We start from the raw sequence: 23,218 nt of genomic DNA on the forward strand, positions 1-23,218 counted from the left end.
AAGCCTCGCTCCTACAGGATGTATGTCGCCCACATGAGCAACGCGATCCTGTAGGAGCGAGGCTTGCCCGCGAAGGCGTCAGACCGGCCACCACTTTCCTCCAGACAAAAGAAAACCCCCGACCCATCCAGAGGACTGATCGGGGGTTGTCGAGGTAAGCGCCTTTCAGCGCTCACCCGCTCAGCTTATTGGCAAGCTTCGCAATCCGGCTCGTCGATGGCGCAAGCCTTCGGCACTGGAGCAGGGCCTGCTGGAGCTGCCAGGACCGAGTCGTCACCGTGGTTGCCGCCGCTGGAAACAGCGTTCAGCTTACCGGTGTTGATGGTCGACTTCTCGGTGCTGGTCGCGGCCAGGGCACGGAGGTAGTAAGTGGTTTTCAGACCACGGTACCAGGCCATGCGGTAGGTCACGTCCAGCTTCTTGCCCGAAGCGCCGGCGATGTACAGGTTTAGCGATTGAGCCTGGTCGATCCACTTCTGACGACGGCTTGCCGCGTCAACGATCCACTTGGTGTCTACTTCGAATGCAGTTGCGTAGAGCTCTTTGAGTTCTTGCGGGATGCGCTCGATCTGCTGCACCGAACCGTCGTAGTACTTCAGGTCGTTGATCATGACCGAGTCCCACAGACCGCGAGCCTTGAGGTCGCGAACCAGGTACGGGTTGATCACGGTGAATTCGCCCGACAGGTTCGATTTCACATAGAGGTTCTGGTAAGTCGGTTCGATCGACTGCGACACGCCAGTGATGTTGGCGATGGTCGCGGTCGGTGCGATGGCCATGATGTTGGAGTTACGAATGCCTTTCTGCACACGGGCGCGAACCGGTGCCCAGTCCAGGGTTTCGTTCAGGTCAACGTCGATGTACTTCTGGCCACGCTGCTCGATCAGGATCTGTTGCGAATCCAGCGGCAGGATGCCTTTGGACCACAGCGAACCGTTGAAGGTCTCGTACGAGCCACGCTCGTCAGCCAGGTCGCAGGACGCCTGGATCGCGTAGTAGCTGACCGCTTCCATCGACTTGTCGGCGAACTCGACGGCAGCGTCGGAACCGTAAGGGATGTGCTGCAGGTACAAAGCGTCCTGGAAGCCCATGATGCCCAGACCGACCGGACGGTGCTTGAAGTTGGAGTTCTTCGCTTGTGGCACCGAGTAGTAGTTGATGTCGATCACGTTATCGAGCATGCGAACGGCGGTGTTCACGGTGCGTTGCAGCTTGGCGGTGTCCAGCTTGCCGTCGACGATGTGGTTCGGCAGGTTGATCGAGCCCAGGTTGCAAACGGCGATCTCGTCCTTGTTGGTGTTCAAGGTGATCTCGGTGCACAGGTTCGAGCTGTGAACCACGCCCACGTGCTGCTGCGGGCTGCGCAGGTTGCACGGGTCTTTGAAGGTCAGCCATGGGTGGCCGGTTTCAAACAGCATGGACAGCATTTTGCGCCACAGGTCTTTGGCCTGAATGGTCTTGAACAGCTTGATCTTGCCTGGGTACTGGGACAGGGCTTCGTAGTACTCGTAACGCTCTTCGAAGGCCTTGCCGGTCAGGTCGTGCAGATCCGGAACTTCGGACGGCGAGAACAGGGTCCACGGGCCGTCATCGAAGACACGCTTCATGAACAGGTCAGGGATCCAGTTGGCGGTGTTCATGTCGTGGGTACGACGGCGGTCATCACCGGTGTTCTTGCGGAGTTCAATGAACTCCTCGATGTCCATGTGCCAGGTTTCCAGGTAGGCACAGACAGCGCCTTTGCGCTTGCCACCCTGGTTAACGGCGACGGCGGTGTCGTTCACTACTTTCAGGAACGGTACAACGCCTTGGGATTTGCCGTTGGTGCCCTTGATGTACGAGCCCAGCGCACGAACCGGAGTCCAGTCGTTGCCCAGGCCACCGGCGAATTTCGACAACATGGCGTTGTCGTGGATCGCATGGTAAATGCCCGACAGGTCATCCGGCACGGTGGTCAGGTAGCAGCTCGACAGCTGTGGACGCAGGGTGCCGGCGTTGAACAGGGTCGGGGTCGACGACATGTAGTCGAAGGACGACAACAGGTTGTAGAACTCGATCGCACGGTCTTCTTTGTTCTTCTCTTCGATTGCCAGGCCCATGGCCACGCGCATGAAGAAAATCTGCGGCAGTTCGAAGCGGATCCCGTCCTTGTGGATGAAGTAACGGTCGTACAGGGTTTGCAGGCCCAGGTAGGTGAACTGCTGATCGCGCTCGTGGTTGATTGCCTTGCCGAGTTTTTCCAGGTCGAAAGTCGCCAGAACCGGATTCAGCAATTCGAATTCGATACCTTTGGCGATGTATGCAGGCAGCGCCTTGGCGTACAGGTCGACCATTTCGTGGTGGGTCGCACTCTCGGCGACGCCCAGGAAGTTCAGGCCTTCGGCACGCAGGGTGTCCATCAGCAGGCGGGCGGTTACGAACGAGTAGTTCGGCTCACGCTCGACCAGCGTACGGGCGGTCATCACCAGGGCGGTGTTGACGTCGGTCAGGGCCACGCCGTCGTACAGGTTCTTCAGTGTTTCGCGCTGGATCAGGTCGCCGTCGACTTCTTCCAGACCTTCGCACGCTTCGGTGACGATGGTGTTCAGGCGGCCCATGTCCAGAGGTGCAAGGCTGCCATCGGCGCGGGTGATGCGGATCGACGGGTGAGCATTGACGGCTTCTTCGGCTGGAGCGCGTACAGCACGTTCCTTGGAGCGTGCGTCACGGTAGATCACATAGTCGCGCGCCACTTTCTGCTCGCCGGCACGCATCAGGGCCAGTTCGACCTGGTCCTGGATTTCTTCGATGTGGATGGTGCCGCCCGATGGCATGCGACGCTTGAAGGTCGCGGTGACCTGTTCGGTCAGGCGGGCAACGGTGTCGTGGATGCGCGACGAAGCGGCAGCGGTGCCGCCCTCAACTGCAAGAAACGCTTTGGTGATGGCGACGGTGATTTTGTCATCGGTGTAAGGAACGACAGTCCCGTTACGCTTGATCACGCGCAGTTGGCCAGGCGCGGTGGCGGACAGATCCGAAGTCGAATCGGCGGCCTGCGGCAAGGTGCCCTGCGGGTTCTCGCGAGTTGTGTCGGTTTGCATGGGGGGTTGTCTCCACATTCTCTATGTTTGTTTGGGCACCATCACGGTGCCCACCGTTCTGTCCTGAAGCACTACAACCGGCGAGGGGCCGGGCATACCAACTTCGGGACAGATCAGGAAGGGGCAATTGGGGCGCCGCTTCCATGCCGAAGTCTTTGGTCCCAGGCCTTGAACCTGAAACCGGGATCCTTTTGGGTGACAGTAATTGACTGCAACACCCGTACCGTTAACGCCGTTTTCGGCTCAAAAACAGTAGCCATCCGCACGCGCGGTTTGGTCTTTCAAAAATACGTTTGGTTCAACCGGAAAGAGGCAATAAAAGCGCTTGAAATCGGTGTCCGGTTTGTGTTTGGTTTTTGGCGTAAAACCCTACATGTAGGGTTTTTTTCGCGCCGAGGTACAAGATAATGCGTTTTTGAGGGTGTTGCAACGTACTACCTGTGGATAAGCCTGTGCGTAAATTGTGTGTGAAACGTAGAACGAGCGTGTAGGCCGCGACCTAGCTGGAGCGGACCGTTTTTCACTGATTTTCAATGATTGAAAACGGTCATTTGGATTTTTAAGGGCGCGAACCCTATCACAAAAAACCGTCGTGTCCGAACGCATTTACCCGCTTGTGTTCCAGACGTGCGCCGTTTATACAATCGGCCAATGCAGATGCATTCTTATCCTCCCCAATCATTACAAAAAGACGGGTGGATCCTTCCCTTTAAAGTGATGTTGGCAAGCAGAGGTCACCGTGGAGCAAGAAGTCTGGCAGGTATTGATTGTCGAGGACGACCAGCGTCTGGCCGAACTGACTCGCGACTACCTCGAAGCCAATGGCCTGCGCGTGTCGATCGAGGGCAACGGCGCCCTCGCCGCGGCACGCATCATCAAGGAGAAACCGGACCTGGTGATCCTCGATCTGATGCTCCCTGGCGAAGATGGCCTGAGCATTTGCCGCAAGGTTCGCGACAAATATGACGGCCCGATCCTGATGCTCACCGCGCGCACCGATGACACCGATCAAATCCTCGGACTCGACCTCGGCGCGGATGACTACGTCTGCAAACCGGTTCGCCCACGCCTGCTGCTGGCGCGCATCCAGGCCTTGTTGCGGCGCAGTGAAACCCCTGAAACCGCTCCGGAAAAACAGCGGCGTCTACAGTTCGGCCCGTTGGTGGTGGACAACGCGTTGCGCGAGGCCTGGCTGCATGACAAAGGCATTGAGTTGACCAGCGCCGAGTTCGATCTGCTCTGGCTGCTGGTGGCCAACGCCGGTCGTATCCTGTCCCGCGAAGAAATATTCACCGCGCTGCGCGGTATCGGTTATGACGGCCAGGACCGTTCCATTGACGTGCGCATTTCACGCATCCGCCCCAAGATCGGCGATGACCCGGAGCATCCGCGGCTGATCAAAACCATCCGCAGCAAAGGCTATCTGTTCGTTCCCGAAGCCTGCGCAGACTTGTCGCTGTGAACTCGATCTTCCTGCGCATTTATGGCGGCATGTGCGCGGCGCTGATTCTGGTGGCGGTACTCGGCGTACTGGCCTTGCACCTGCTCAATCAGGTGCGCAGCGAGCAATACCGTGAGCGCCTGGCCCACGGCACGTTCTCGCTGATGGCCGACAACCTGCAACCGATGAACGAAACCGAGCGCCACCGGGCCTTGCTGGTGTGGGAGCGCTTGCTCGGCATTCCGTTGGCGCTGAAGACATTCTCCCAGACCGACCTCGACCTGACCCAGCGCACCCGCGTGCTGCGGGGCCAGGCCTTGGTGGAGCAGACCGGCCCGCACGCGGCGAAGGTTTACCGTTTGGTCAGCGACAAGGAACAACGGGTGCTCACGGGGGAAGTCCAGCAGATCAGCGAGCAACTGGCGCGAGCGACCATTTACCTGTTGGCCGATGAACTGGTGCGCTACCCGGTGGCCGAGCAGCCCAAGCGTCTGGCGCAGTTAAAGGAAGAGAAGGGGTTCGGCTTCGATCTGCAATTGGTCACGGTCGATCAGGCCGACATGGACGAAGACCAGAGCCGCCGCATATCCGAAGGCGACACGGTGATGGCGCTGGGCAAGGGCGGTGATTCGATCCGGGTGTTTGCCGGCATGGTCGGTACGCCGTGGGTACTGGAAATCGGTCCGCTGTATCAGATGAATCCTTACCCGCCCGAGTGGCTGGTGCTGATCGCGGCCCTTGGCCTGAGCCTGATCGGTTTGATTGTCTATCTGTTGGTGCGTCAACTCGAACGCCGTTTGCGCGGGCTGGAAGCCGCCGCCACCCGCATCGCCCAGGGCAGTCTGGAAACCCGCGTGCCGGCACGCGGCGCGGACTCGGTGGGGCGCCTGGCCTCGGCGTTCAACGGCATGGCCGAGCACTTGCAGCAATTGTTGGCGATTCAGCGAGAACTGGTGCGTGCCGTGTCTCATGAACTGCGCACACCGGTCGCGCGTTTGCGTTTTGGTCTGGAGATGATCGGCTCTGCCACCACGCCTGAGGCGCTGGAGAAGTACCGCGAAGGAATGGACCACGACATTGAGGACCTCGATCGGCTGGTCGACGAGATGCTCACCTATGCCCGTCTGGAACAGGGCTCACCGGCACTGAATTTTCAACGCATCGATCTGGATGCGTTGGTCAATCAGGTGATCGAAGAACTGGCGCCACTGCGCGCCGAGGTCACGGTGCAGCGCGGCTTGTGCCTGTCGGCCGCCGATTGCGACGGCGCCTGGGTGGAAGCCGAGCCACGTTATTTGCACCGGGCGTTGCAGAACCTGGTGAGCAACGCCATGCGCCACGCTCATTCACGGGTGACCGTCAGTTATCAGGTGGGGCAGCAGCGCTGTCGGGTGGATGTCGAGGATGACGGGCCGGGCGTACCTGAAACGGCCTGGGAGAAAATCTTCACCCCATTCCTGCGCCTCGATGACAGCCGCACCCGCGCCTCGGGCGGACACGGGTTGGGGTTGTCGATCGTGCGGCGCATCATCCATTGGCACGACGGGCGAGCGTTGATCAGCAAGAGCAAAAGCCTGGGCGGGGCGTGTTTCAGTTTGAGCTGGCCGAGGAATCAGGAGCGGCGTTGAGATTGTTGGTGTCTGGATAATCACCTTCGCGGGCAAGCCTCGCTCCTACAGATGATCGAAGCCCCCTGTAGGAGCGAGGCTTGCCCGCGAAGAGGCCCTGACAGGCGCTACAAATCCTCAGGCCTTGATACTGACCAGACTCAACAACTGCCCATCCATCACTGCAAACTGCGCATCCAGCTCAATGCCGCTACGCCATTCACTGGACAGGTCAGTCAGCAACCGCAACCGCACTTCGCCACCCTCGTTCCACTCCAGCACTTCGGCGTGTTCGAAATAGAAGCGCTTCTGCACGATCGGGTAGAGCGCCTTGAACAGGCTTTCCTTCACCGAAAACGTCAGCGTCACCAGCATTGCCAATTGATCGCCAATCCCGGCAGCCATGCGCTGCAACTCAGGCCCGGTGAGAATTTCCCCGGCCAGGCGTTCGGCCCGTGCAGCGTCGAGCAGGTTTTCCAGGTCCATCCCCAGGCCGCGCCAGTGCGCCTTGTTCGCGACAATCGCCGCGGCCCGGCCGGTGCTGTGGGTGATCGAGCCGGTGATATGCGCTGGCCACACCGGTGCGCGGTCTTCGCCGATGGCCGGAATGAAACTCAGCCCTTCCAGTTGTTGCAATGCCGCCCGAGCGCAGACTCGCCCGGCGAGAAACTCGGCCTGGCGCTTGGCAACTGAACGCTGGATGCTCGCGGGCGGCTCGATGGCACTGCGCAGAAAGTCATCGCTGGCCAGTTGCGTGGTATCGAAATGGGTACCCAACAAGACCGTATCGGGCAGCACAAACGGCAGTGGCCAATCGGCGTCGAGTGGGGTGCAGCAGACGGGTAGGGCGGGGACGGGATTCATGACCGGCATTTTGCCGGGTTGCCTTGAGGCTGGGTAGTCCCAAGGTGATCGTTCCCACGCTCTGCGTGGGAATGCATCCAGTGACGCTCTGCGTCACATCTGCGAAGGGACGCGGAGCGTCCCGGGCTGCATTCCCACGGGGACCGTGGGAACGATCACTGCGTCAGCTAAATATCTTCTTCAAAAACGCCTGCATGTCCGCCCACGACTTCTCATCCGCAGCCTTGCTGTAACCAATGTCCGGCCCGCCGTGGTCGCCATGGCTCAGACGATCCGCCTCGGGATTGCTGAACCCATGCTTGGCGCCTTCGAGAGTGACAAACTTGTAGTCGGCACCGGCCTTGTCCATTTCCGTCTTGAACGCCGCCACGTTATCCGCGGTGACCATGCTGTCCAGAGCACCATGCTCCACCAGGACTTTCGCCTTCACACTGCCAGGCGTCGCTGGCGTATTGGTCACCAGCGCACCGTGGAAACTCACTACGCCCGCCAGCGGCAAGCCCTGGCGCGCCGCATCCAGCACCACCTTGCCGCCGAAGCAATAACCGATGGCCGCCAGTTTGTCCGGATCGGTCTGTGGTTGCTTTTTCAGCAAGTCGAGCCCGGCCTGAAACCGCGCGCTGGCAGCTGCGCTGTCCTTCAATGCTGCTTGCATGAAGGCCATGGCGTCCTTGGCGTGCTCGGTGTTCTTGCCGTCGCCAAACATGTCGATCGCCAGCGCGCTGTAGCCCAGACCGGCCAAATCACGGGCGCGGCGCTTGGCGTAGTCGTTGAGGCCCCACCACTCATGCACCACCACTACGCCCGGGCGCGGGCCTTTGATGGCGTCGTCGTAGGCGTAATAGCCGATCAGCTTGGTGCCGTCGGCACTTTGGTAGGGAATTTCCTGGGTCTGGATGGCAGCCTGGCTGACCCCGCTCAGCGCCAGTAATACGAGGGCGAGAAACGCGCGCATGATCAAACCTCCTTATTAAGAGTTGTCTGAACAGCGTAGTCGATGTGATTCAGCTCAGGTTCAGAGTGCGTTCAGGGGCAGTACAGGGAGCGGGCAGTAACCTTGCCCCGTACCCGAAAAGCACATAGCGCATGAGGAAACTCCCCAATGACTACTCTTAAAAAACTGCTTCTGGCTTTCACCATGATGGGCGCCAGTGTGGCGGCCCACGCCGATACCACCAACTTCGCCGGCCTGAGCTTTGGTCAGACCAGCGACAAGGTTAAAAAATCCAGCGCCCTGAACGACAACCTCAACCACCCGAACGCCGACGGCGTGATCGGCAAGGACAATACCTGGGGCGTGCGTCTGGGCCAGCAAGACAGCAAGGGCCGCTACTACGCCACTTATGACAACGTCTCAGGCTCGCACAATGGCATTAAACTGCGTCAGGAAAACCTGCTGGGCAGCTACGATTTGTTTTACCCGGTGGGTGGCAGCACCAGACTGTTCGGCGGTGCCACCGCTGGTTTGACCAAACTGACCCAGGATTCGCCAGGCTTCAGCCGCGACAGCGACATCGGTTATGCCATTGGCGGTCAGGTCGGTGTATTGCAGCAAGTTTCGCAAAACACCTCGGTCGAGCTGGGTTACCGTTACCTGCGCAGCAACGCCAGCACCGAGATGAGCGAGCGCGGCGGCAGCAAACAGGGTTCGCTGGACTTGACCAGCAGTGCCCAGACCTACCTGTCCGCCAATTACGCTTTCTAAGTGTTTCGTTGCCTGCACATGTAGGAGCCAGGCTTGCCGGCGAAGGCGTCCTTAAGAGCGCCTTCGCCGGCAAGCCTGGCTCCTACATGTGCGGTTGCGCCTTTGGAGATGTTGATTTGCCCAGGAGAGCGTTATGAAATTGCTGGTCGTCGAAGATGAAGCGCTGTTGCGCCATCACCTGCAAACCCGCCTGACGGATAGCGGCCATGTGGTCGAGTCCGTGGCCAACGCCATCGATGCGTTGTACCAGGCCGAGCAGTTCAACCATGACCTGGCGGTAATCGACCTCGGTTTGCCGGGCATGGGCGGGCTCGACCTGATTCGTCAGTTGCGTTCCCAGGGCAAGACCTTCCCGATCCTGATCCTCACCGCGCGCGGCAATTGGCAGGACAAGGTCGAAGGCCTCGCCGCCGGTGCCGACGACTACGTGGTCAAGCCGTTCCAGTTCGAAGAGCTGGACGCCCGCCTGAATGCCTTGCTACGCCGCTCCAGCGGTTTCACCCAGTCGACCATCGTCGCCGGTCCCTTGCTGCTGGACCTCAACCGCAAACAGGCATCCCTCGATGAACAACCGCTGGCGTTGACCGCCTACGAATACCGGATCCTCGAGTACCTGATGCGCCATCACCAGCAAGTGGTGGCCAAGGACCGCTTAATGGAGCAGCTCTACCCGGATGACGGCGAGCGCGACCCGAATGTGATCGAAGTGCTGGTCGGCCGCTTGCGCCGCAAACTCGAAGGCCCATCTGGCTTCAAGCCGATCGATACTGTGCGTGGCCTCGGCTACCTGTTTAACGAGCGCTGCACTTGATTCGTTCCCTTCGTGTCCGATTGATGCTCGCCGCCACAATCCTGGCGGTGTTGTTCATGCTGGCGTTGCTGCCGGCGATGCAGGGCGCGTTCAGCCTGGCGTTGCAGGATTCCATCGAGCAGCGCCTGGCGTCGGACTTCACCACGCTGATCTCCGCCGCGCGGGTGGATAACAACCGCTTGCAGATGCCGACGCAACTGCCCGATGAGCGTTTCAACCTCACCGACAGCCGTTTGCTCGGCTACATCTACGACCGCGAAGGTCATCTGGTCTGGCGTTCGAAAGCCACCCAGGAAGAGAAGATCAACTACAAGCCACGTTACGACGGGCGCGGCAACGAGTTCGCGAGAATCCGAGAAGCCAACGGTGAAGAGTTCTTCGTCTATGACGTCGAGGTCAAGCTGCTGGGCGGCCAAAGCGCGGCGTTCAGCATCGTCGCCCTGCAACCGGTGCGCGAATACGAGATCACCCTCGAAGGCCTTCGGGAAAACCTTTATCTGGGCTTCGGCGCAGCCTTGCTGGTGTTGCTCGCTTTGCTGTGGATCGGCCTGACCTGGGGCTTGCAGGCGTTGCGTCGGTTGAGCCAGGAACTGGACCAGATCGAAAGCGGCACTCTGGAAAGCCTCAGCGAACAACACCCGCGTGAACTGCTGCGCTTGACCGGCTCGCTCAACCGCTTATTGCACAGCGAGCGTGAGCAGCGCAGCCGCTATCGCGATTCCCTCGACGACCTGGCTCACAGCCTGAAAACCCCGCTGACGGTGTTGCAAGGGGTCAGCGAAGACATGGCGCAAAAGCCGCAAGAGCGCGATCAGGCTTGGGTGCTGCAAACCCAGATCGAACGCATGAGCCAGCAAATCAGTTATCAGCTGCAACGCGCCAGCCTGCGCAAAAGCGGTCTGGTGCGCCACCAGGTGCGCCTGCGCCCGGTTCTGAAAAGCCTCTGCGACACGCTGGACAAGGTCTATCGCGACAAATGCGTGCGGGTCGCTTTCGATCTGCCGGAGCCGTGCTACGTGCCGATCGAGCAGGGCGCCTTGCTGGAAATGATGGGCAACCTGCTGGAAAACGCCTATCGCCTGTGCCTGAGCGAAGTACGTATCAGCGTGCGCGAAACCCTCAGTGGCATTGAACTCTGCGTCGAAGATGACGGGCCGGGCGTGCCACCGGATCAGCGTGCGCGGATTCTGCAGCGTGGCGAGCGGCTGGATCGCCAGCATCCGGGGCAGGGGATCGGGTTGGCAGTGGTCAAGGACATCATCGAAAGCTACAGCGCCAAGCTGACGCTGGGGGATTCGCCAATGGGCGGGGCGGCGTTCCGGATTCATTTTCCGGTGGTGTGATCCCTGTCACCGATCGTTCCCACGCGGAGCGTGGGAACGATCAAAGGCTCGGTGTCAGACCGCTAAACAAGCGCTGTTTAAACGACACTTCCAGATACTCTCCCAGGCTACACATTCTTGCGCCGCTGCCTACGACTACGCGAGAATCCGCCGGCTTGTGCGCCTGGGATGTGGGCTCTATCGTTTGCGGGTCGCTGACGAATCAGCGATCGGGTTTAGCGATCCGATCCCATACACAGACGCAAAAGCGCCCAAGTTTTGATTGCAGTTCTTATTGCCTGCAATTCGCGTAATGGTGGCTGTGCGTGGGAGACCTTCGAGTCTACCCGGGGTTTCTGTGACCCGGATCGCTAACCTGCGTACAGCCGCCACCTTTACTTGTTTAGCGATAGGTCGTGGCGGCTCAACCAACCACGGAGCTCCGCATGTTCAAGATCACGCCCAACCCACCGGAAACCGACGACGTTTCCCCGTACGAAACCCCCGACTCCAAAAAACTCAACGAAGCCTCTGACCGCGCCCTCAATTACTACCTCAAACCACCCATCCCCAAAGACACCCCGCGCAAACCCAGCACTATTTACCACGTCGGCGCCGAGGTCGATAACGAAACCCTGCTGGTCAACGCCTGCGAATCCCTGGCGTCAGCGAGCATGATGCTCAGTGAGTTCGCTGGATTGATGGACATGCCACATCGCAACATGATGTTGGGGATTCAATCGGTGGTCATGCTCGGCGAGCTGGCGGTGAACCGGGTGCTGGATAACCTCGATCCGCGAGGCTAACAGACACACTGATCGTTCCCACGCTCTGCGTGGGAATGCCTCAACGGACGCTCCGCGTTCGGCTCTAGAGGCTGGGACGCGGAGCGTCCCGGGCTGCATTCCCACGCGGAGCGTGGGAACGATCAAACAAAATCAGTTCTCTTGGGCGCGATAGGCCCCAGGCGTCAACCCCGTCCACTTCTTGAACGCCCGGTGAAACGCCGAAGGTTCTGAAAAACCCAGCTGCTCGGCAATCTGTTGCAACGACAGATCCGCGCGCCCCAGGTGATAAATCGCAATATCCCGCCGCAACTGGTCCTTCAACTCCTGAAAACTCGTGCCTTCTTCGCGCAAATGCCGACGCAAGGTTTGCGGGCTGATGTGCAGGTGCGCGGCCACCGCTTCCAGGTCCGGCCAGCGCGCACTGTCGCGGCTGAGCAAGCGGCGCAACTGGCTGCTCAGGCTGTCGCCTTCGTCGGGGCGTGAGAGCAGGTCGGCGGGGGAGCGCTCGAGAAAGTGCTTGAGGGTGCGTTCGTCCTGTAACAGCGGCATGTTCAGGTAGCGACTGTGGAATAACAGACTGCTTTGCGCCGTCGTGCTCTTTACGGTGGAAAAGCCCAGCGGGCAGGAAAACAGCAAGTCGTATTCGGCCCCGTGTTCGGGCCTCGGGTAGCTGAACGTGGCCTGCTCCAGACGAATGCGCTGGCCGATCAGCCAACTGCCGAACCGATGCCAGATCACCAACAGGCTTTCGCTGAGGAAATGGTCCGGGTCCCACAGCGGCGAATCGTCCAGGCCCAGACGAACCATGTCGCCTTCGCGGCTCAGTGTCAGACGCGGCGCGCCGGGGAACAGGCTGTAAAACAATAAACCGCGATTGAGCGCTTTCTCCAGCGTGCGGCAGTGGATCACCGCGTGGCACATCATCGCGAAGCTGCCGGGTTTGCTTGGGGCCTGCCCGAAGCCCAGGTATTCGTCGTCCAGGGCCAGCCACAGTCCCTGGATCAATCGGGCGAACTGCTCGGGCGCGATCCGGGCGCGCGGCTCCTCAAGCAGCTCGGGGCTGATCCCCAGTTGCTGCAACAGACTCGAATAGTCGTAGCCACGCCGGCGCGCGCCACCGAGGGCGGCACGGGCGAAATGGCTGGCGATGGTGCGTTCGCGCATAGAGGGCAGGTCCGTCCACTGAGCAATGGATGGTAGCGGTGCCCGTGAAGAATGAACAAGGCGGATATCCGCCAAATTGCAGGACGAGGTTTGGCTGATGGGCGGAAATCCGCCACATCGTTGTAACTGATTGGTGACGAAGAAAAACCTGTAACCCTTGATGTCACAAGGCTGGCAGGTTTTTTTTCGAAGGTGGCACGGGGCTTGCGATACAAGCTGCAGATGTCTGCCATCGCGCAGCTCGACAAAACAAATCCCTCCAGTGCAGGAGGGTTCGCAAATGAGGTGTCAGGGGCAACAGTTGGATGTTGTTACTGAGGCACTCTTGAGGAACTTTGCAATGACGACTCGTCAGCCACTGTATAAATCCCTGTACTTCCAGGTGATCGTTGCCATCGCTATCGGCATCCTGCTCGGTCACTTCTACCCGCAGACCGGTGTAGCCCTCAAGCCGCTGGGTGACGGGTTCATCAAACTGATCAAAATGGTCATCGCACCGATCATCTTCTGTACCGTTGTCAGCGGCATCGCCGGCATGCAGAACATGAAATCGGTGGGCAAGACAGGCGGCTATGCGCTGCTGTACTTCGAAATCGTCTCCACCATTGCCTTGCTGATCGGTCTGGTCGTGGTCAACGTTGTGCAACCGGGCGCCGGCATGCACATCGACGTGACGACCCTGGACACCAGCAAAATCGCTGGCTTCATCTCGGCCGGTAAAGACCAGAGCATCATTGCCTTTGTCCTCAATGTAATCCCGAACACCATCGTCGGCGCCTTCGCCAACGGCGACATTCTGCAAGTGCTGATGTTCTCGGTGATCTTCGGTTTCGCCCTGCATCGCCTGGGTGCCTACGGCAAACCGGTGCTGGACTTCATCGATCGCTTTGCTCACGTGATGTTCAACATCATCAACATGATCATGAAGCTCGCTCCAGTCGGCGCGTTCGGTGCGATGGCCTTCACCATCGGTGCCTACGGTGTCGGTTCGCTGGTGCAACTCGGTCAGCTGATGATCTGCTTCTACATCACCTGCATCCTGTTCGTGGTTCTGGTACTGGGCGCGATCTGCCGCGCACACGGTTTCAGCGTTATCAAGCTGATTCGCTACATCCGTGAAGAACTGTTGATCGTACTGGGCACTTCCTCTTCGGAATCCGCGCTGCCACGCATGCTGATCAAAATGGAGCGCCTGGGTGCGGATAAATCGGTTGTGGGTCTGGTGATTCCGACTGGTTACTCGTTCAACCTCGACGGTACTTCGATCTACCTGACCATGGCGGCTGTGTTCATCGCTCAGGCGACTGACACCCCGATGGACCTCACTCACCAGATCACCTTGCTGCTGGTGCTGCTGTTGTCCTCCAAAGGTGCGGCGGGTGTGACCGGTAGTGGTTTCATCGTGCTGGCAGCCACCCTGTCGGCCGTGGGTACTCTGCCGGTTGCTGGCCTGGCGCTGATCCTCGGTATCGACCGCTTCATGTCCGAAGCCCGTGCGCTGACAAACCTTGTTGGTAACGCCGTGGCCACCCTCGTGGTCGCCAAGTGGGTGAAAGAGCTGGACGAAGACAAGCTGCAAGTCGAGCTGGCTTCCGGCGGTCGCGGTATCTCCGATACTCGCGAGGAAGATGACCTGGGTGTGGCTGAAGGCCCAACCCCGGCCAGCGTCAAGTAAGTACTCTGGCTGCATGAAAAACCCGCTTCGGCGGGTTTTTTCATGGCTGCGATTTGAGCGCAACGGTCACTGCCACTGACACATAAGGTGATTGCTGCGATGTCCTCGGCTGCCTAGGCTTGGGGGATCGCACGGGAGAACGCTTATGCTCGGTCCACTGGCATCACTCAAGGTTCTGGATTTCTCGACACTGTTGCCGGGGCCGTTCGCCTCGTTGCTGCTGGCAGACATGGGCGCCGAGGTGTTGCGCATCGAATCGCCGACCCGCATGGACCTGCTGCGAGTATTGCCGCCGCACGATCAAGGCGTGTCGGCCAGCCACGCGTACCTCAATCGCAACAAGCGCAGCCTGGCGTTGGACCTCAAGCAGCCCGAGGCGCTGGAGGTGATCAAGCAATTGCTGCAGGATTACGACATTGTGCTGGAGCAGTTTCGCCCCGGCGTGATGGACCGGCTCGGTTTGGGGTATGAAGCCTTGAAGGCAATCAACCCGCGACTGATTTATGTGTCGATTACCGGCTACGGTCAGACCGGCCCCTACAAGGACCGCGCCGGGCATGACATCAACTACCTGGCACTGGCGGGGCTTTCGAGCTACACCGGCCGCGCCGATGGCGGCCCGTTGCCGTTGGGCATGCAGGTGGCGGATGTCGCGGGAGGCTCGCTGCACGGGGTGATTGGCCTGCTGGCGGCGGTGATCGCGCGGCAGCAGACCGGGCAGGGGCAGCATCTGGATGTAAGCATGACCGACTGCGCTTTCAGCCTGAATGCCATGGCCGGTGCCGGATACCTGGCCTGTGGTGTGGCGCCGGGCAGGGAAGAGCAGATGCTCAATGGTGGCAGCTTCTACGACTACTACCGTTCACGCGATGGGCGCTGGTTGTCGGTGGGCAGCCTGGAGCCGGTGTTCATGCAGCAACTCTGCGCGGCGCTGGGTCGGCCGGAACTGGCGGCCGAAGGGCTGTCACCCGAACCGGCCCGGCAACAGGTGCTCAAGGAGGCGTTGAAAGTTGAATTCGAAAAATACGACTTTGCCACGTTGTGTGAGCTGTTTGCCGGGGTCGATGCGTGCGTCGAGCCGGTGTTGAGCCTGGGCGAAGCGGTGCGGCATCCGCAGCTGAAGGCACGGGAATTAGTGGTTGAAGTGCCGAGGGGCGATGGAACGACTCAGGCGCAGATGGCTTGTCCGTTGAAATTTTCGGATGGGTTGCCTGAGCCGCGGCATATTGGGGTGGGGGTGGGTGAGCATACCGATCAGGTGTTGGGGGAGTTGGGGTTTAGTGCGCAGCGCATCGAAGAGTTGCGTATGGCGAAAGTAGTGAGTTGATTGATCGTTCCCACGCGGAGCATGGGAACGATCATGCGGTTATTCGACCCGCATCTCACCACTAAACACCAACGTGCTGCGACAGCGCCGACACAAATATCGCCGCCCCTGTCTCACCAAACCATGACGCTGCGCCGAAAAAGGGAAATCGCTGTCGGGGCACGGGCATTTGTAGATGTAGCGGGTGACGCTGCGGCGTTTGACGTCGTAGGTGTGGCAGCGGTTGGGCGGCAGTTCGTACACACCGCGCATGATCAATTGCCACTCTTCACCATGGGGCTGGATACGGTCGCCGAACAGTTGATGGGCGATCAGGTGCGCGACTTCATGGGCCACGGTCTGCTTGAGGAAGTCTTCGGTGTTTTCCCGGTACAGCTGCGGATTGAAGCGCAGCAGGTTCTCGTGCAAATGCGCGACACCGGCTTTTTGCCCGCGCAGCTTGAGGCTCACCACGGGGCGTTTGAAAGGTCGTTTGAAAAAGGATTCGGCTTGTAGGAAACAGTCTTCGACGCGGGTATTGAGTTGCTCGGGCATGCTTGATGGATCTCCAAGGATGTCGAGTATGCCGCAACCCCGGGGGCTTGCGAATCGCTCAGGTGCCGAATGGTCATCACTCCTGCCCTTTCTTAGAGAGTAGAAGGCCGCCTTGCGGCGGCCTGTGTTGGCAGATCTTGTTTTTGGTTAGTGTGTTGCTAATTGGTATAGACCGGCCCCACGCCGAGTCCCCAGACAATTACGGTGAACGCCATGATCGCCACCAGCACCACCAGTCCTACGGCGAGTACCGAGCTTGAAAACAGGAATCCCTCGTCCGACGGAATGTTCATGAACGTTGGCAGACCCACATACAGCAGGTACACCGTGTAGCAGATGGCTGCGGTGCCGACGATCATTCCCAACCACATGTGCGGGTACAGTGCCGCCAGACCGCCGATGAACAGTGGCGTCGCGGTGTACGTGGCGAACGCGACACAGCGCGCCAGGCTCGGGTTGGCGTCATAGGTGCGGGCCATCCAGTGAATGAACGCGCCCATCACCGCGACACCACCGAGCATCGCCAGGTACGACATGATGGTCATCCATAGCGCGCTTTCCATGGTCAGCATCACCGGCGCTCGATTACCAATGACCCAGCCGACCTGTGTGGTGCCGATAAACGCCGACACGGCAGGGATCGCCGCCAGAATCAGGGTGTGCGTGAGGTACATGTGGCTGATGCTTTCCTCCTGGTCGCCACGGATTTCTTTCCATTCCTGGTCAGGGTGGGTGAAGAGCCCCACTACGTGATGGATCATGCCAGTCACTCCTCTTGTTATTGCCATCGCCCCCCAGCGGAGCGCTTACGGGCCAAAGTGGCCAGGTAAGTACAGGTCTGAAATGCATGCGACCTTATGCCGCAGTATAGAAAGGAGTTACCGGCAATAGTGCGAGGGCTTTAGAGCAAATCGCGCTGTAAACACTCTTGTTAATCGCCGCCGGGTCTGTGCCGAATGACCTCTGTGGCGAGGGAGCTTGCTCCCGCTGGGGCGCGAAGCGGCCCAAAGACAGCCACCCTGTTGTGTCAGGCAAACCGCGGCGGCAGGTTTTGCGACTGCTGCGCAGCCGAGCGGGAGCAAGCTCCCTCGCCACAGGGGTATGCTCAAGTCATATAAAGCGCAGGCTTCGCCCCGAAAGGGTTTTTGCGTAAAATGCCGGCCTTTCGTCACACCTCACGGATTTCGCGTCATGGGCACTCTTACGGTCAACCAGAACAAACTGCAAAAGCGCCTTCGCCGTCAGGCGGGTGAGGCTGTCGCCGATTTCAACATGATTGAAGACGGCGACAAGGTCATGGTCTGCCTGTCCGGTGGCAAGGACAGTTACACCATGCTCGATGTGCTGATGCATTTGCAGAAGGTCGCCCCGATCAAGTTCGAGATCGTGGCCGTGAACATGGACCAGAAGCAGCCAGGCTTTCCCGAGCACGTGCTGCCGGCTTACCTTAAAGAATTGGGCATCGAGTACCACATCGTCGAGAAAGACACCTATTCGGTGGTCAAGGAACTGATCCCGGAAGGCAAGACTACCTGCTCGCTGTGCTCGCGCCTGCGTCGCGGCACGCTCTACACCTTTGCCGACGAAATCGGCGCGACCAAAATGGCCCTTGGTCACCACCGCGACGACATCGTCGAGACGTTCTTCCTGAACATGTTCTTCAACGGTTCGCTCAAGGCCATGCCGCCGAAGCTGCGCGCCGACGACGGTCGCAACGTGGTGATCCGCCCGCTGGCGTACTGCAACGAAAAAGACATTCAGGCTTACTCGGACTTCAAGCAATTCCCGATCATCCCGTGCAACCTCTGTGGCTCCCAGGAAAACCTGCAACGCCAGGTGGTTAAAGAGATGCTGCAGGACTGGGAACGCAAGACCCCGGGCCGTACCGAAAGCATTTTCCGCAGCTTGCAGAACGTGATCCCGTCGCAACTGGCGGACCGTAACCTGTTTGACTTCACCAACCTGCGCATCGATGAGACCGCCGCATCGCGGTTCGTCAACGTAGTAAACCTCTGAGCAAGCCCGCTCCCACAGGTTTTATCGCTCGCAGGCGCCGTTTTCATTTCAATCCTCAGGAGAGGGCATGCGCGATTACAAGTGGCTGAACGAGTACTGCTTGAACCGCTTCGGTTCGGCGGCTGAACTGGAAGCCCATCTGCCCGTTCCCAAGACCCCGGCGCAATTACGCGACATCACTGACGACCGCTACCTCTCGACCATGGCGTTGCGGGTGTTCCGCGCCGGGCTCAAGCACAGCCTGGTGGACGCCAAGTGGCCGGCGTTCGAAGAGGTGTTCTTCAAGTTCGACCCGGAAAAAGTCGTGCTGATGAGCGCCGAGCATCTGGAGCGCTTGATGCAGGACGCGCGGATCATCCGCCACCTGGGCAAGCTCAAGAGCGTGCCGCGCAATGCGCAGTTCATTCTGGACGTGGCCCATGAGAAGGGCAGCTTCGGCGCCTTGATCGCCGAATGGCCGGTGACCGATATCGTCGGGTTGTGGACGTACCTGAAAAAACACGGGCATCAATTGGGCGGGTTATCGGCACCGCGATTCTTGCGGATGGTCGGCAAGGACACCTTCGTGCCGAGCTACGACGTAGTCGCGGCGTTGAGTGCGCAGAAGATCGTCGACAAGGTGCCGACGAGTCTGAGGGACATGGCCACGGTGCAGAATGCGTTCAACCAATGGCATGAAGAGAGCGGTGGGCGGCCGATGAGCCAGATTTCGATGATGCTGGCGTATACCGTCAATCATTGAGACCGCGTCGCGGCCTTCGCGGGCAAGCCTCGCTCCTACAAGGGCACCATGCATACCTGTAGGAGCGAGGCTTGCCCGCGAAGGGGGCCTGTCAGGCGACGGAGGTTTCGCCCTCGCCAGCCAACTTGCGATTTAACTGATACCGCCACCGCACATACAGCATTGCCGAGCAGAACACCGCCAGGCTCGCGCCCATCTCCAGTAACCCGAACAGCTGGCGGTTCGGGTCATACGCGGCCAATGCGCCCTTCATGAAATACAGGTTCACCACAAAACACATCCACGAATGCCCGCGGGCGCTGCCGACGATCATCCCCGGCGCCAGCAACAGCAGCGGCACCAGTTCGATCAGCAGAATCACCCACGGCCGCGCGCCATGCAGGTCGGCGAATATCAAGTAGTAGGCGCAGAGCAGCCCCACCAGACCGAAAAAGCACAGCAGGCTGATGACGCGCATCAGCCGTACTCGCGGTTCGAGCCATTCGATGGAAGGCAGAATCTTCGGCTTTTTGGCCATGTCAGCTCACCAACTTTTGCGCAGTCTTCGCCAACCGCAGGCCCAAGGCCCGGCACAGTGCAACTTCATGTTCATTCAAACCGCTTTTGCCATCCGCACCGGCGTGATGGCTGGCGCCGTACGGCGTGCCGCCGCCACGGGTTTCCAGCAGCGCCGATTCGCTGTAGGGCAGGCCGGTGATCAGCATGCCGTGGTGCAGCAACGGCAGCATCATCGACAGCAGGGTGGTTTCCTGGCCGCCGTGCAGGCTCGCGGTCGAGGTGAAGACCCCGGCCGGTTTGCCCACCAGGGCGCCGGTCAGCCACAGATTGCTGGTGCCATCGAGGAAGTACTTGAGTGGTGCGGCCATGTTGCCGAAGCGGGTCGGGCTGCCGAGGGCCAGGCCGGCGCAGTTCTTCAAGTCGTCGAGGCTGGCGTACAGCGCGCCCTCATCGGGAATGTCCGGCGACACGGCTTCGCATTCGGTGGAGATCGCCGGCACCGTGCGCAGGCGCGCTTCCATACCGGACTGCTCGACACCACGGGCAATCTGCCGGGCCATTTCATTGGTCGAACCGCTGCGGCTGTAATACAACACCAGAATGTACGGCGCACTCACGGCAGCAACTCCAGCACATTCTCCGGCGGACGGCCGATGATGGCTTTGTCGCCGACTTCGAGAATCGGGCGCTCCATGAGTTTCGGGTGCGCGGCAATGGCGGCGATCAATTGCGCCTCAGTCAGGCTGCTGTCGGCCAGATTGAGGGTTTTGTACTCGTCTTCACCGGTGCGCAGCAATTGCCGGGCGCTGATGCCGAGCTTGTTCAGCAGACTCTGGATTTGCGCGGCGTCCAGCGGGGTTTCCAGGTAGCGGACCACCCTCGGGGCCACGCCACGGGCTTCGAGCAGTTCGAGCGCACCGCGGGATTTCGAGCAGCGCGGGTTGTGATAAAGCGTCAGATCGGTCATGTGCGGGTCGCATCTTGCGTAAGGTGGCGGCTATTCTAACTGTGCGGCGCGTAATCCAGAACCTTGGGAGGCGATGGGTCGCAGGTGCATTCTATTTTTGACAAGGATCGAGATATGACAAGGCGACTGGCAGCGGCATTGGCGATCTTGGGGGCGTTATTGCTGGGGGGCTGCGGCAACGACTATGGGACCGACCAGAACGGTCACAAAATCGCCGCCGAACGTCTGGATAAACAATGGCTGGTGCTCAATTACTGGGCTGAATGGTGCGGCCCGTGCCGTACCGAAATCCCGGAGTTGAACGTGCTGGCCGAGCAGCTCAAAGGCAAGAAGATCGGCGTGTTCGGGGTCAACTTCGACAATGTGCAGGGCGAAGAGCTGAAAAGCGCCAGCGAGAAACTGGGAATCAAGTTCACCGTGTTGGCCCAGGACCCGGCCGACCTTTTCGAATTGCCGCGCAGTGAAGCACTGCCGGTGACTTATATCATCGATAACAAGGGCAAGGTGCGGGAACAGTTGATGGGGGAGCAGACGGCGGCGGGGGTGATGGCGAAGCTTGAGGCGCTGCAGGCCAGGAATTGATCATGTAGGAGCGGGCTTATTGATCGTTCCCACGCGGAGCGTGGGAATGCCGCCCGGGACGCTCCGCGTCCCTGTGACGCAGAGCGTCACTAGATGCATTCCCACGCAGAGCGTGGGAACGATCAGTCGATCGGTGCGAGAGGATCAACCCTCTTCGAGCCACCAACGCAATGGCTTGCCTTGTGCCGGCCAGAAGCGCATCTGGTCGATCGGTGAAACGTCCCAGCGCTGCACGTTTTCCAGCGCCTGCAGGAAGCGTTTTTCCTGTTCCATCAACGCCGGCGCACACATTTTGCGGGTGCTGCCGATCTTGCCGAAGCTCAGCTTGTCGCCTTCCAGGGCATACGGCGCGAACCAGTGGTTGCAGCCGCCATTGCCATACGCCCGACCGTCTTCATCGAGGGTGATGGTCAGATGGCTGTAGTCCATCAGCGGACGCTCGCCGATCCATTCCAGAATGTAGCTGCGGTTTTGTTGCAATTGCACCGGTTCGGCGGCGCAGCCCAACAGACTGGCGCCAGCCATGGCGGTCAGAGCAAGGCGTTTCATCACGCAGGCTCCTGGCACTTCTTGCACTGGTGCTTGTCACCGAGTGTGGCCCAGCCCAGCTCGGCAATCCGTGCGGTGGCCGCCGGTTTTTCGGCCTTGTTGCCCAGCTTGGCGTCGACCGCGAACTCGAAGCTCAGCTCTTTGGCGCAGCTGTCGCAGTTGACTTTCCAGGTGTGGATCGCCAGTTCGCCGAACACCGGACCACTGGCCACCGCGACCCATTGGCCCGGCGGGTTGATCAGATGGCGAACCGTTTCGACGGTCAGGCGCATGGACAAGTCCTTGCTGCCTTTAAGGGTCACTACCAGCACGTCGTTATTACGAATCGAGCCGCCGTTACCGGTGACTTGATAACGCCCCGGCACGAGGGCGCGGCATTCGGTGAGGGTGTGTTGCGGGTTCATCAGGCTGTAGCGGAAATCGTGTTCGACCATGGGTCCTCCAAATATGCGCGATATGCTAGCACGGGCATGAACGCAGCATGGCGCGGGCATGTGACCTTCGATCTGGTTCAGTTGCCCTCGACCTGATTGCGTGGCGAACCGGCCGCCCAGGCCGCGATGTTCTGCAAGGTGGTCCTGGCAATCGCGCCCAGGGCTTCGCGGGTGAGGAAGGCCTGGTGCGCAGTAATGATGACATTCGGAAAGGTCAGCAGGCGCGCCAGCACATCGTCCTGCAGTGGCAGGTCGGAGCGATCCTCGAAGAACAACTGCGCCTCCTCTTCATAAACGTCCAGCCCCAGATAGCCCAATTGGCCGTCCTTCAGCGCATCGATCAGCGCCGGCGTGTCCACCAGACCGCCGCGCCCGGTGTTGATCAACATGGCGCCGGGCTGCATGTGCGCCAGTGACTCGCTGTTGATCAAATGTTTGCTCTGCTCGTTGAGCGGGCAATGCAGGCTGATGATCTGCGACTCGGCCAGCAGTTGCGGCAAGCTGAGGTAACGCGCGCCGAGCGCTTCGACCTGCGGGTTCGGGTAAGGATCACAGGCCAGCAACCGGCAGCCGAAGCCATTCATGATTTTCGCGAAGGTCGCGCCGATCTGCCCGGTGCCGACGACGCCGACGGTTTTGCCCACCAGGTCGAAACCGGTCAGCCCGTGCAGGCTGAAATCCCCCTCGCGCGTACGGTTGTAGGCTCGGTGCAGGCGGCGGTTGAGCGCCAGGATCAGCGCCACCGCGTGTTCGGCGACAGCGTGAGGCGAGTAGGCCGGAACCCGCACAATCGCCAACCCCAGACGCTTCGCCACCGCCAGATCGACGTGGTTGTAACCGGCCGAGCGCAGGGCAATCAAGCGTGTGCCGCCCGCGGCCAGACGTTCGAGGACCGGAGCGCTGAGGTCATCATTGATGAAGGCACAGACCACTTCGTGATGCTCCGCCAGCGCCGCCGTGTCGAGGCTCAGTCGCGTCGACTGAAAGTGCAGCTCGATGCCGGCGGGCAGGTCTGCGCTCAGAAAACTGTCGCGGTCGTAGGTCTGGCTGCTGAAAAGAATCGTGCGCATGCTGTCCTCCTGGAAGTCTCAAGCCGGAATGCGATGAGCTTA

Annotated in this window: 23 protein-coding genes; 11 read left to right on the plus strand and 12 right to left on the minus strand. The window is 60.0% G+C overall.

The genetic code is table 11. The features are described from left to right. Nucleotides 1–185: 185 nt before the first annotated feature. Nucleotides 186–3,080, minus strand: a complete 2,895-nt coding sequence (locus CKW20_RS03355; RefSeq protein ID WP_095051648.1) for a ribonucleoside-diphosphate reductase subunit alpha — start codon at nt 3,078–3,080, stop codon at nt 186–188. A 739-nt stretch (nt 3,081–3,819) separates the two neighbouring features. Between CKW20_RS03355 and CKW20_RS03360 the strand changes: the two genes are divergently transcribed. Together CKW20_RS03360 and CKW20_RS03365 are read left to right on the plus strand one after the other, a co-directional pair. Beyond that, nucleotides 3,820–4,542 carry a response regulator gene (locus CKW20_RS03360; protein WP_095051649.1) on the plus strand — a complete coding sequence of 241 codons (723 nt, stop codon included), beginning with the start codon at nt 3,820–3,822 and terminating at the stop codon, nt 4,540–4,542. Continuing rightward, entirely contained in the window at nt 4,539–6,149 is a 1,611-nt protein-coding gene (locus CKW20_RS03365; RefSeq protein ID WP_095051650.1) for an ATP-binding protein, read from the plus strand. Before CKW20_RS03360 ends, CKW20_RS03365 begins: the two co-directional genes overlap by 4 nt. Nucleotides 6,150–6,266: 117 nt before the next feature. Here CKW20_RS03365 and CKW20_RS03370 read toward each other — a convergent pair whose 3' ends face one another. Together CKW20_RS03370 and CKW20_RS03375 are read right to left on the minus strand one after the other, a co-directional pair. Continuing rightward, nucleotides 6,267–6,992, minus strand: coding sequence for a 4'-phosphopantetheinyl transferase (locus CKW20_RS03370; protein ID WP_218227989.1), 726 nt, complete (start codon nt 6,990–6,992; stop codon nt 6,267–6,269). Nucleotides 6,993–7,155: 163 nt separating this feature from the next. Continuing rightward, the gene (locus CKW20_RS03375; protein WP_095051652.1) at nt 7,156–7,947 is read right to left on the minus strand and encodes a dienelactone hydrolase family protein; all 792 of its coding nucleotides are present in this window, start codon (nt 7,945–7,947) and stop codon (nt 7,156–7,158) included. A 147-nt stretch (nt 7,948–8,094) separates the two neighbouring features. Here CKW20_RS03375 and CKW20_RS03380 point away from each other — a divergent pair, with 147 nt between their 5' ends. From CKW20_RS03380 to CKW20_RS03395, 4 genes are all read left to right on the plus strand, one after another. Next, nucleotides 8,095–8,697: a hypothetical protein gene (locus CKW20_RS03380; protein WP_095051653.1), complete on the plus strand. Its 603-nt coding sequence runs from the start codon at nt 8,095–8,097 to the stop codon at nt 8,695–8,697. 133 nt (nt 8,698–8,830) lie between these two features. After that, nucleotides 8,831–9,508, plus strand: coding sequence for a response regulator (locus tag CKW20_RS03385; RefSeq protein WP_095051654.1), 678 nt, complete (start codon nt 8,831–8,833; stop codon nt 9,506–9,508). Continuing rightward, nucleotides 9,505–10,851 carry an ATP-binding protein gene (locus CKW20_RS03390; protein WP_095051655.1) on the plus strand — a complete coding sequence of 449 codons (1,347 nt, stop codon included), beginning with the start codon at nt 9,505–9,507 and terminating at the stop codon, nt 10,849–10,851. The genes CKW20_RS03385 and CKW20_RS03390 overlap by 4 nt, the downstream gene beginning before the upstream one ends. 425 nt (nt 10,852–11,276) lie before the next feature. After that, complete coding sequence (locus CKW20_RS03395) at nt 11,277–11,636, plus strand: DUF6124 family protein (protein ID WP_095051656.1); 360 nt, start codon at nt 11,277–11,279, stop codon at nt 11,634–11,636. 132 nt (nt 11,637–11,768) lie between these two features. On the opposite strand, the gene CKW20_RS03400 is transcribed toward CKW20_RS03395, so the two are convergent. Beyond that, nucleotides 11,769–12,782 carry an AraC family transcriptional regulator gene (locus CKW20_RS03400; protein ID WP_095051657.1) on the minus strand — a complete coding sequence of 338 codons (1,014 nt, stop codon included), beginning with the start codon at nt 12,780–12,782 and terminating at the stop codon, nt 11,769–11,771. 340 nt (nt 12,783–13,122) lie between these two features. On the opposite strand from CKW20_RS03400, the gene CKW20_RS03405 reads away from it, so the two are divergent. Both CKW20_RS03405 and CKW20_RS03410 read left to right on the plus strand, forming a co-directional pair. Next, nucleotides 13,123–14,457, plus strand: a complete 1,335-nt coding sequence (locus tag CKW20_RS03405; RefSeq protein WP_095051658.1) for a dicarboxylate/amino acid:cation symporter — start codon at nt 13,123–13,125, stop codon at nt 14,455–14,457. 145 nt (nt 14,458–14,602) lie between these two features. After that, a complete protein-coding gene (locus tag CKW20_RS03410; RefSeq protein ID WP_095051659.1) occupies nt 14,603–15,784 on the plus strand; it encodes a CaiB/BaiF CoA-transferase family protein in 1,182 nt (393 codons plus the stop codon). A gap of 39 nt (nt 15,785–15,823) precedes the next feature. Here CKW20_RS03410 and CKW20_RS03415 read toward each other — a convergent pair whose 3' ends face one another. Both CKW20_RS03415 and CKW20_RS03420 read right to left on the minus strand, forming a co-directional pair. After that, nucleotides 15,824–16,318, minus strand: coding sequence for a SprT family zinc-dependent metalloprotease (locus tag CKW20_RS03415; protein WP_095051660.1), 495 nt, complete (start codon nt 16,316–16,318; stop codon nt 15,824–15,826). Nucleotides 16,319–16,476: 158 nt separating this feature from the next. Continuing rightward, on the minus strand, nt 16,477–17,079 hold the full coding sequence (locus CKW20_RS03420) for a Yip1 family protein (RefSeq protein WP_030131100.1): 603 nt from the start codon (nt 17,077–17,079) through the stop codon (nt 16,477–16,479). Nucleotides 17,080–17,509: 430 nt separating this feature from the next. Between CKW20_RS03420 and ttcA the strand changes: the two genes are divergently transcribed. Further along, nucleotides 17,510–18,334, plus strand: coding sequence for a tRNA 2-thiocytidine(32) synthetase TtcA (gene ttcA, locus CKW20_RS03425; RefSeq protein WP_095051661.1), 825 nt, complete (start codon nt 17,510–17,512; stop codon nt 18,332–18,334). A 67-nt stretch (nt 18,335–18,401) separates the two neighbouring features. Continuing rightward, nucleotides 18,402–19,076: a DNA-3-methyladenine glycosylase I gene (locus CKW20_RS03430; protein ID WP_095051662.1), complete on the plus strand. Its 675-nt coding sequence runs from the start codon at nt 18,402–18,404 to the stop codon at nt 19,074–19,076. Between the two features lie 91 nt (nt 19,077–19,167). On the opposite strand, the gene CKW20_RS03435 is transcribed toward CKW20_RS03430, so the two are convergent. The 3 genes from CKW20_RS03435 to arsC are packed head-to-tail and all read right to left on the minus strand — an operon-like array spanning nt 19,168 to nt 20,541. Further along, complete coding sequence (locus tag CKW20_RS03435; RefSeq protein WP_095051663.1) at nt 19,168–19,593, minus strand: DUF2069 domain-containing protein; 426 nt, start codon at nt 19,591–19,593, stop codon at nt 19,168–19,170. Between the two features lies 1 nt (nt 19,594). Next, on the minus strand, nt 19,595–20,191 hold the full coding sequence (wrbA, locus tag CKW20_RS03440; protein WP_008011647.1) for an NAD(P)H:quinone oxidoreductase: 597 nt from the start codon (nt 20,189–20,191) through the stop codon (nt 19,595–19,597). Next, complete coding sequence (gene arsC, locus CKW20_RS03445; RefSeq protein ID WP_095051664.1) at nt 20,188–20,541, minus strand: arsenate reductase (glutaredoxin); 354 nt, start codon at nt 20,539–20,541, stop codon at nt 20,188–20,190. The genes wrbA and arsC overlap by 4 nt, the downstream gene beginning before the upstream one ends. A gap of 114 nt (nt 20,542–20,655) precedes the next feature. Here arsC and CKW20_RS03450 point away from each other — a divergent pair, with 114 nt between their 5' ends. After that, nucleotides 20,656–21,123, plus strand: a complete 468-nt coding sequence (locus tag CKW20_RS03450) for a TlpA disulfide reductase family protein (RefSeq protein ID WP_095051665.1) — start codon at nt 20,656–20,658, stop codon at nt 21,121–21,123. 144 nt (nt 21,124–21,267) lie between these two features. Here the strand turns inward: CKW20_RS03450 and CKW20_RS03455 are convergent, their stop codons facing one another. The 3 genes from CKW20_RS03455 to CKW20_RS03465 form a co-directional block, all read right to left on the minus strand. Then, entirely contained in the window at nt 21,268–21,672 is a 405-nt protein-coding gene (locus CKW20_RS03455) for an META domain-containing protein (RefSeq protein WP_030131094.1), read from the minus strand. Further along, nucleotides 21,672–22,106 (minus strand): hypothetical protein, encoded by a 435-nt coding sequence (locus CKW20_RS03460; protein ID WP_095051666.1) that lies wholly within the window; start codon nt 22,104–22,106, stop codon nt 21,672–21,674. The genes CKW20_RS03455 and CKW20_RS03460 overlap by 1 nt, the downstream gene beginning before the upstream one ends. Before the next feature lie 77 nt (nt 22,107–22,183). Beyond that, entirely contained in the window at nt 22,184–23,176 is a 993-nt protein-coding gene (locus CKW20_RS03465) for a 2-hydroxyacid dehydrogenase (protein WP_095051667.1), read from the minus strand. Between the last annotated feature and the right edge of the window lie 42 nt (nt 23,177–23,218).

This window comes from Pseudomonas sp. Irchel s3b2 (genome assembly GCF_900187445.1).
Lineage (GTDB): Bacteria > Pseudomonadota > Gammaproteobacteria > Pseudomonadales > Pseudomonadaceae > Aquipseudomonas.

Coding starts and splice junctions, on each gene's coding strand:
- CKW20_RS03355 (WP_095051648.1), bottom strand. CDS start 3,080: ATGCAAACCGACACAACTCGCGAGAACCCGCAGGGCACCTTGCCGCAG.
- CKW20_RS03370 (WP_218227989.1), bottom strand. CDS start 6,992: ATGAATCCCGTCCCCGCCCTACCCGTCTGCTGCACCCCACTCGACGCC.
- CKW20_RS03375 (WP_095051652.1), bottom strand. CDS start 7,947: ATGCGCGCGTTTCTCGCCCTCGTATTACTGGCGCTGAGCGGGGTCAGC.
- CKW20_RS03380 (WP_095051653.1), top strand. CDS start 8,095: ATGACTACTCTTAAAAAACTGCTTCTGGCTTTCACCATGATGGGCGCC.
- CKW20_RS03385 (WP_095051654.1), top strand. CDS start 8,831: ATGAAATTGCTGGTCGTCGAAGATGAAGCGCTGTTGCGCCATCACCTG.
- CKW20_RS03395 (WP_095051656.1), top strand. CDS start 11,277: ATGTTCAAGATCACGCCCAACCCACCGGAAACCGACGACGTTTCCCCG.
- CKW20_RS03400 (WP_095051657.1), bottom strand. CDS start 12,782: ATGCGCGAACGCACCATCGCCAGCCATTTCGCCCGTGCCGCCCTCGGT.
- CKW20_RS03405 (WP_095051658.1), top strand. CDS start 13,123: ATGACGACTCGTCAGCCACTGTATAAATCCCTGTACTTCCAGGTGATC.
- CKW20_RS03410 (WP_095051659.1), top strand. CDS start 14,603: ATGCTCGGTCCACTGGCATCACTCAAGGTTCTGGATTTCTCGACACTG.
- CKW20_RS03415 (WP_095051660.1), bottom strand. CDS start 16,318: ATGCCCGAGCAACTCAATACCCGCGTCGAAGACTGTTTCCTACAAGCC.
- CKW20_RS03420 (WP_030131100.1), bottom strand. CDS start 17,079: ATGATCCATCACGTAGTGGGGCTCTTCACCCACCCTGACCAGGAATGG.
- ttcA (WP_095051661.1), top strand. CDS start 17,510: ATGGGCACTCTTACGGTCAACCAGAACAAACTGCAAAAGCGCCTTCGC.
- CKW20_RS03430 (WP_095051662.1), top strand. CDS start 18,402: ATGCGCGATTACAAGTGGCTGAACGAGTACTGCTTGAACCGCTTCGGT.
- CKW20_RS03435 (WP_095051663.1), bottom strand. CDS start 19,593: ATGGCCAAAAAGCCGAAGATTCTGCCTTCCATCGAATGGCTCGAACCG.
- arsC (WP_095051664.1), bottom strand. CDS start 20,541: ATGACCGATCTGACGCTTTATCACAACCCGCGCTGCTCGAAATCCCGC.
- CKW20_RS03450 (WP_095051665.1), top strand. CDS start 20,656: ATGACAAGGCGACTGGCAGCGGCATTGGCGATCTTGGGGGCGTTATTG.
- CKW20_RS03455 (WP_030131094.1), bottom strand. CDS start 21,672: ATGAAACGCCTTGCTCTGACCGCCATGGCTGGCGCCAGTCTGTTGGGC.
- CKW20_RS03460 (WP_095051666.1), bottom strand. CDS start 22,106: ATGGTCGAACACGATTTCCGCTACAGCCTGATGAACCCGCAACACACC.
- CKW20_RS03465 (WP_095051667.1), bottom strand. CDS start 23,176: ATGCGCACGATTCTTTTCAGCAGCCAGACCTACGACCGCGACAGTTTT.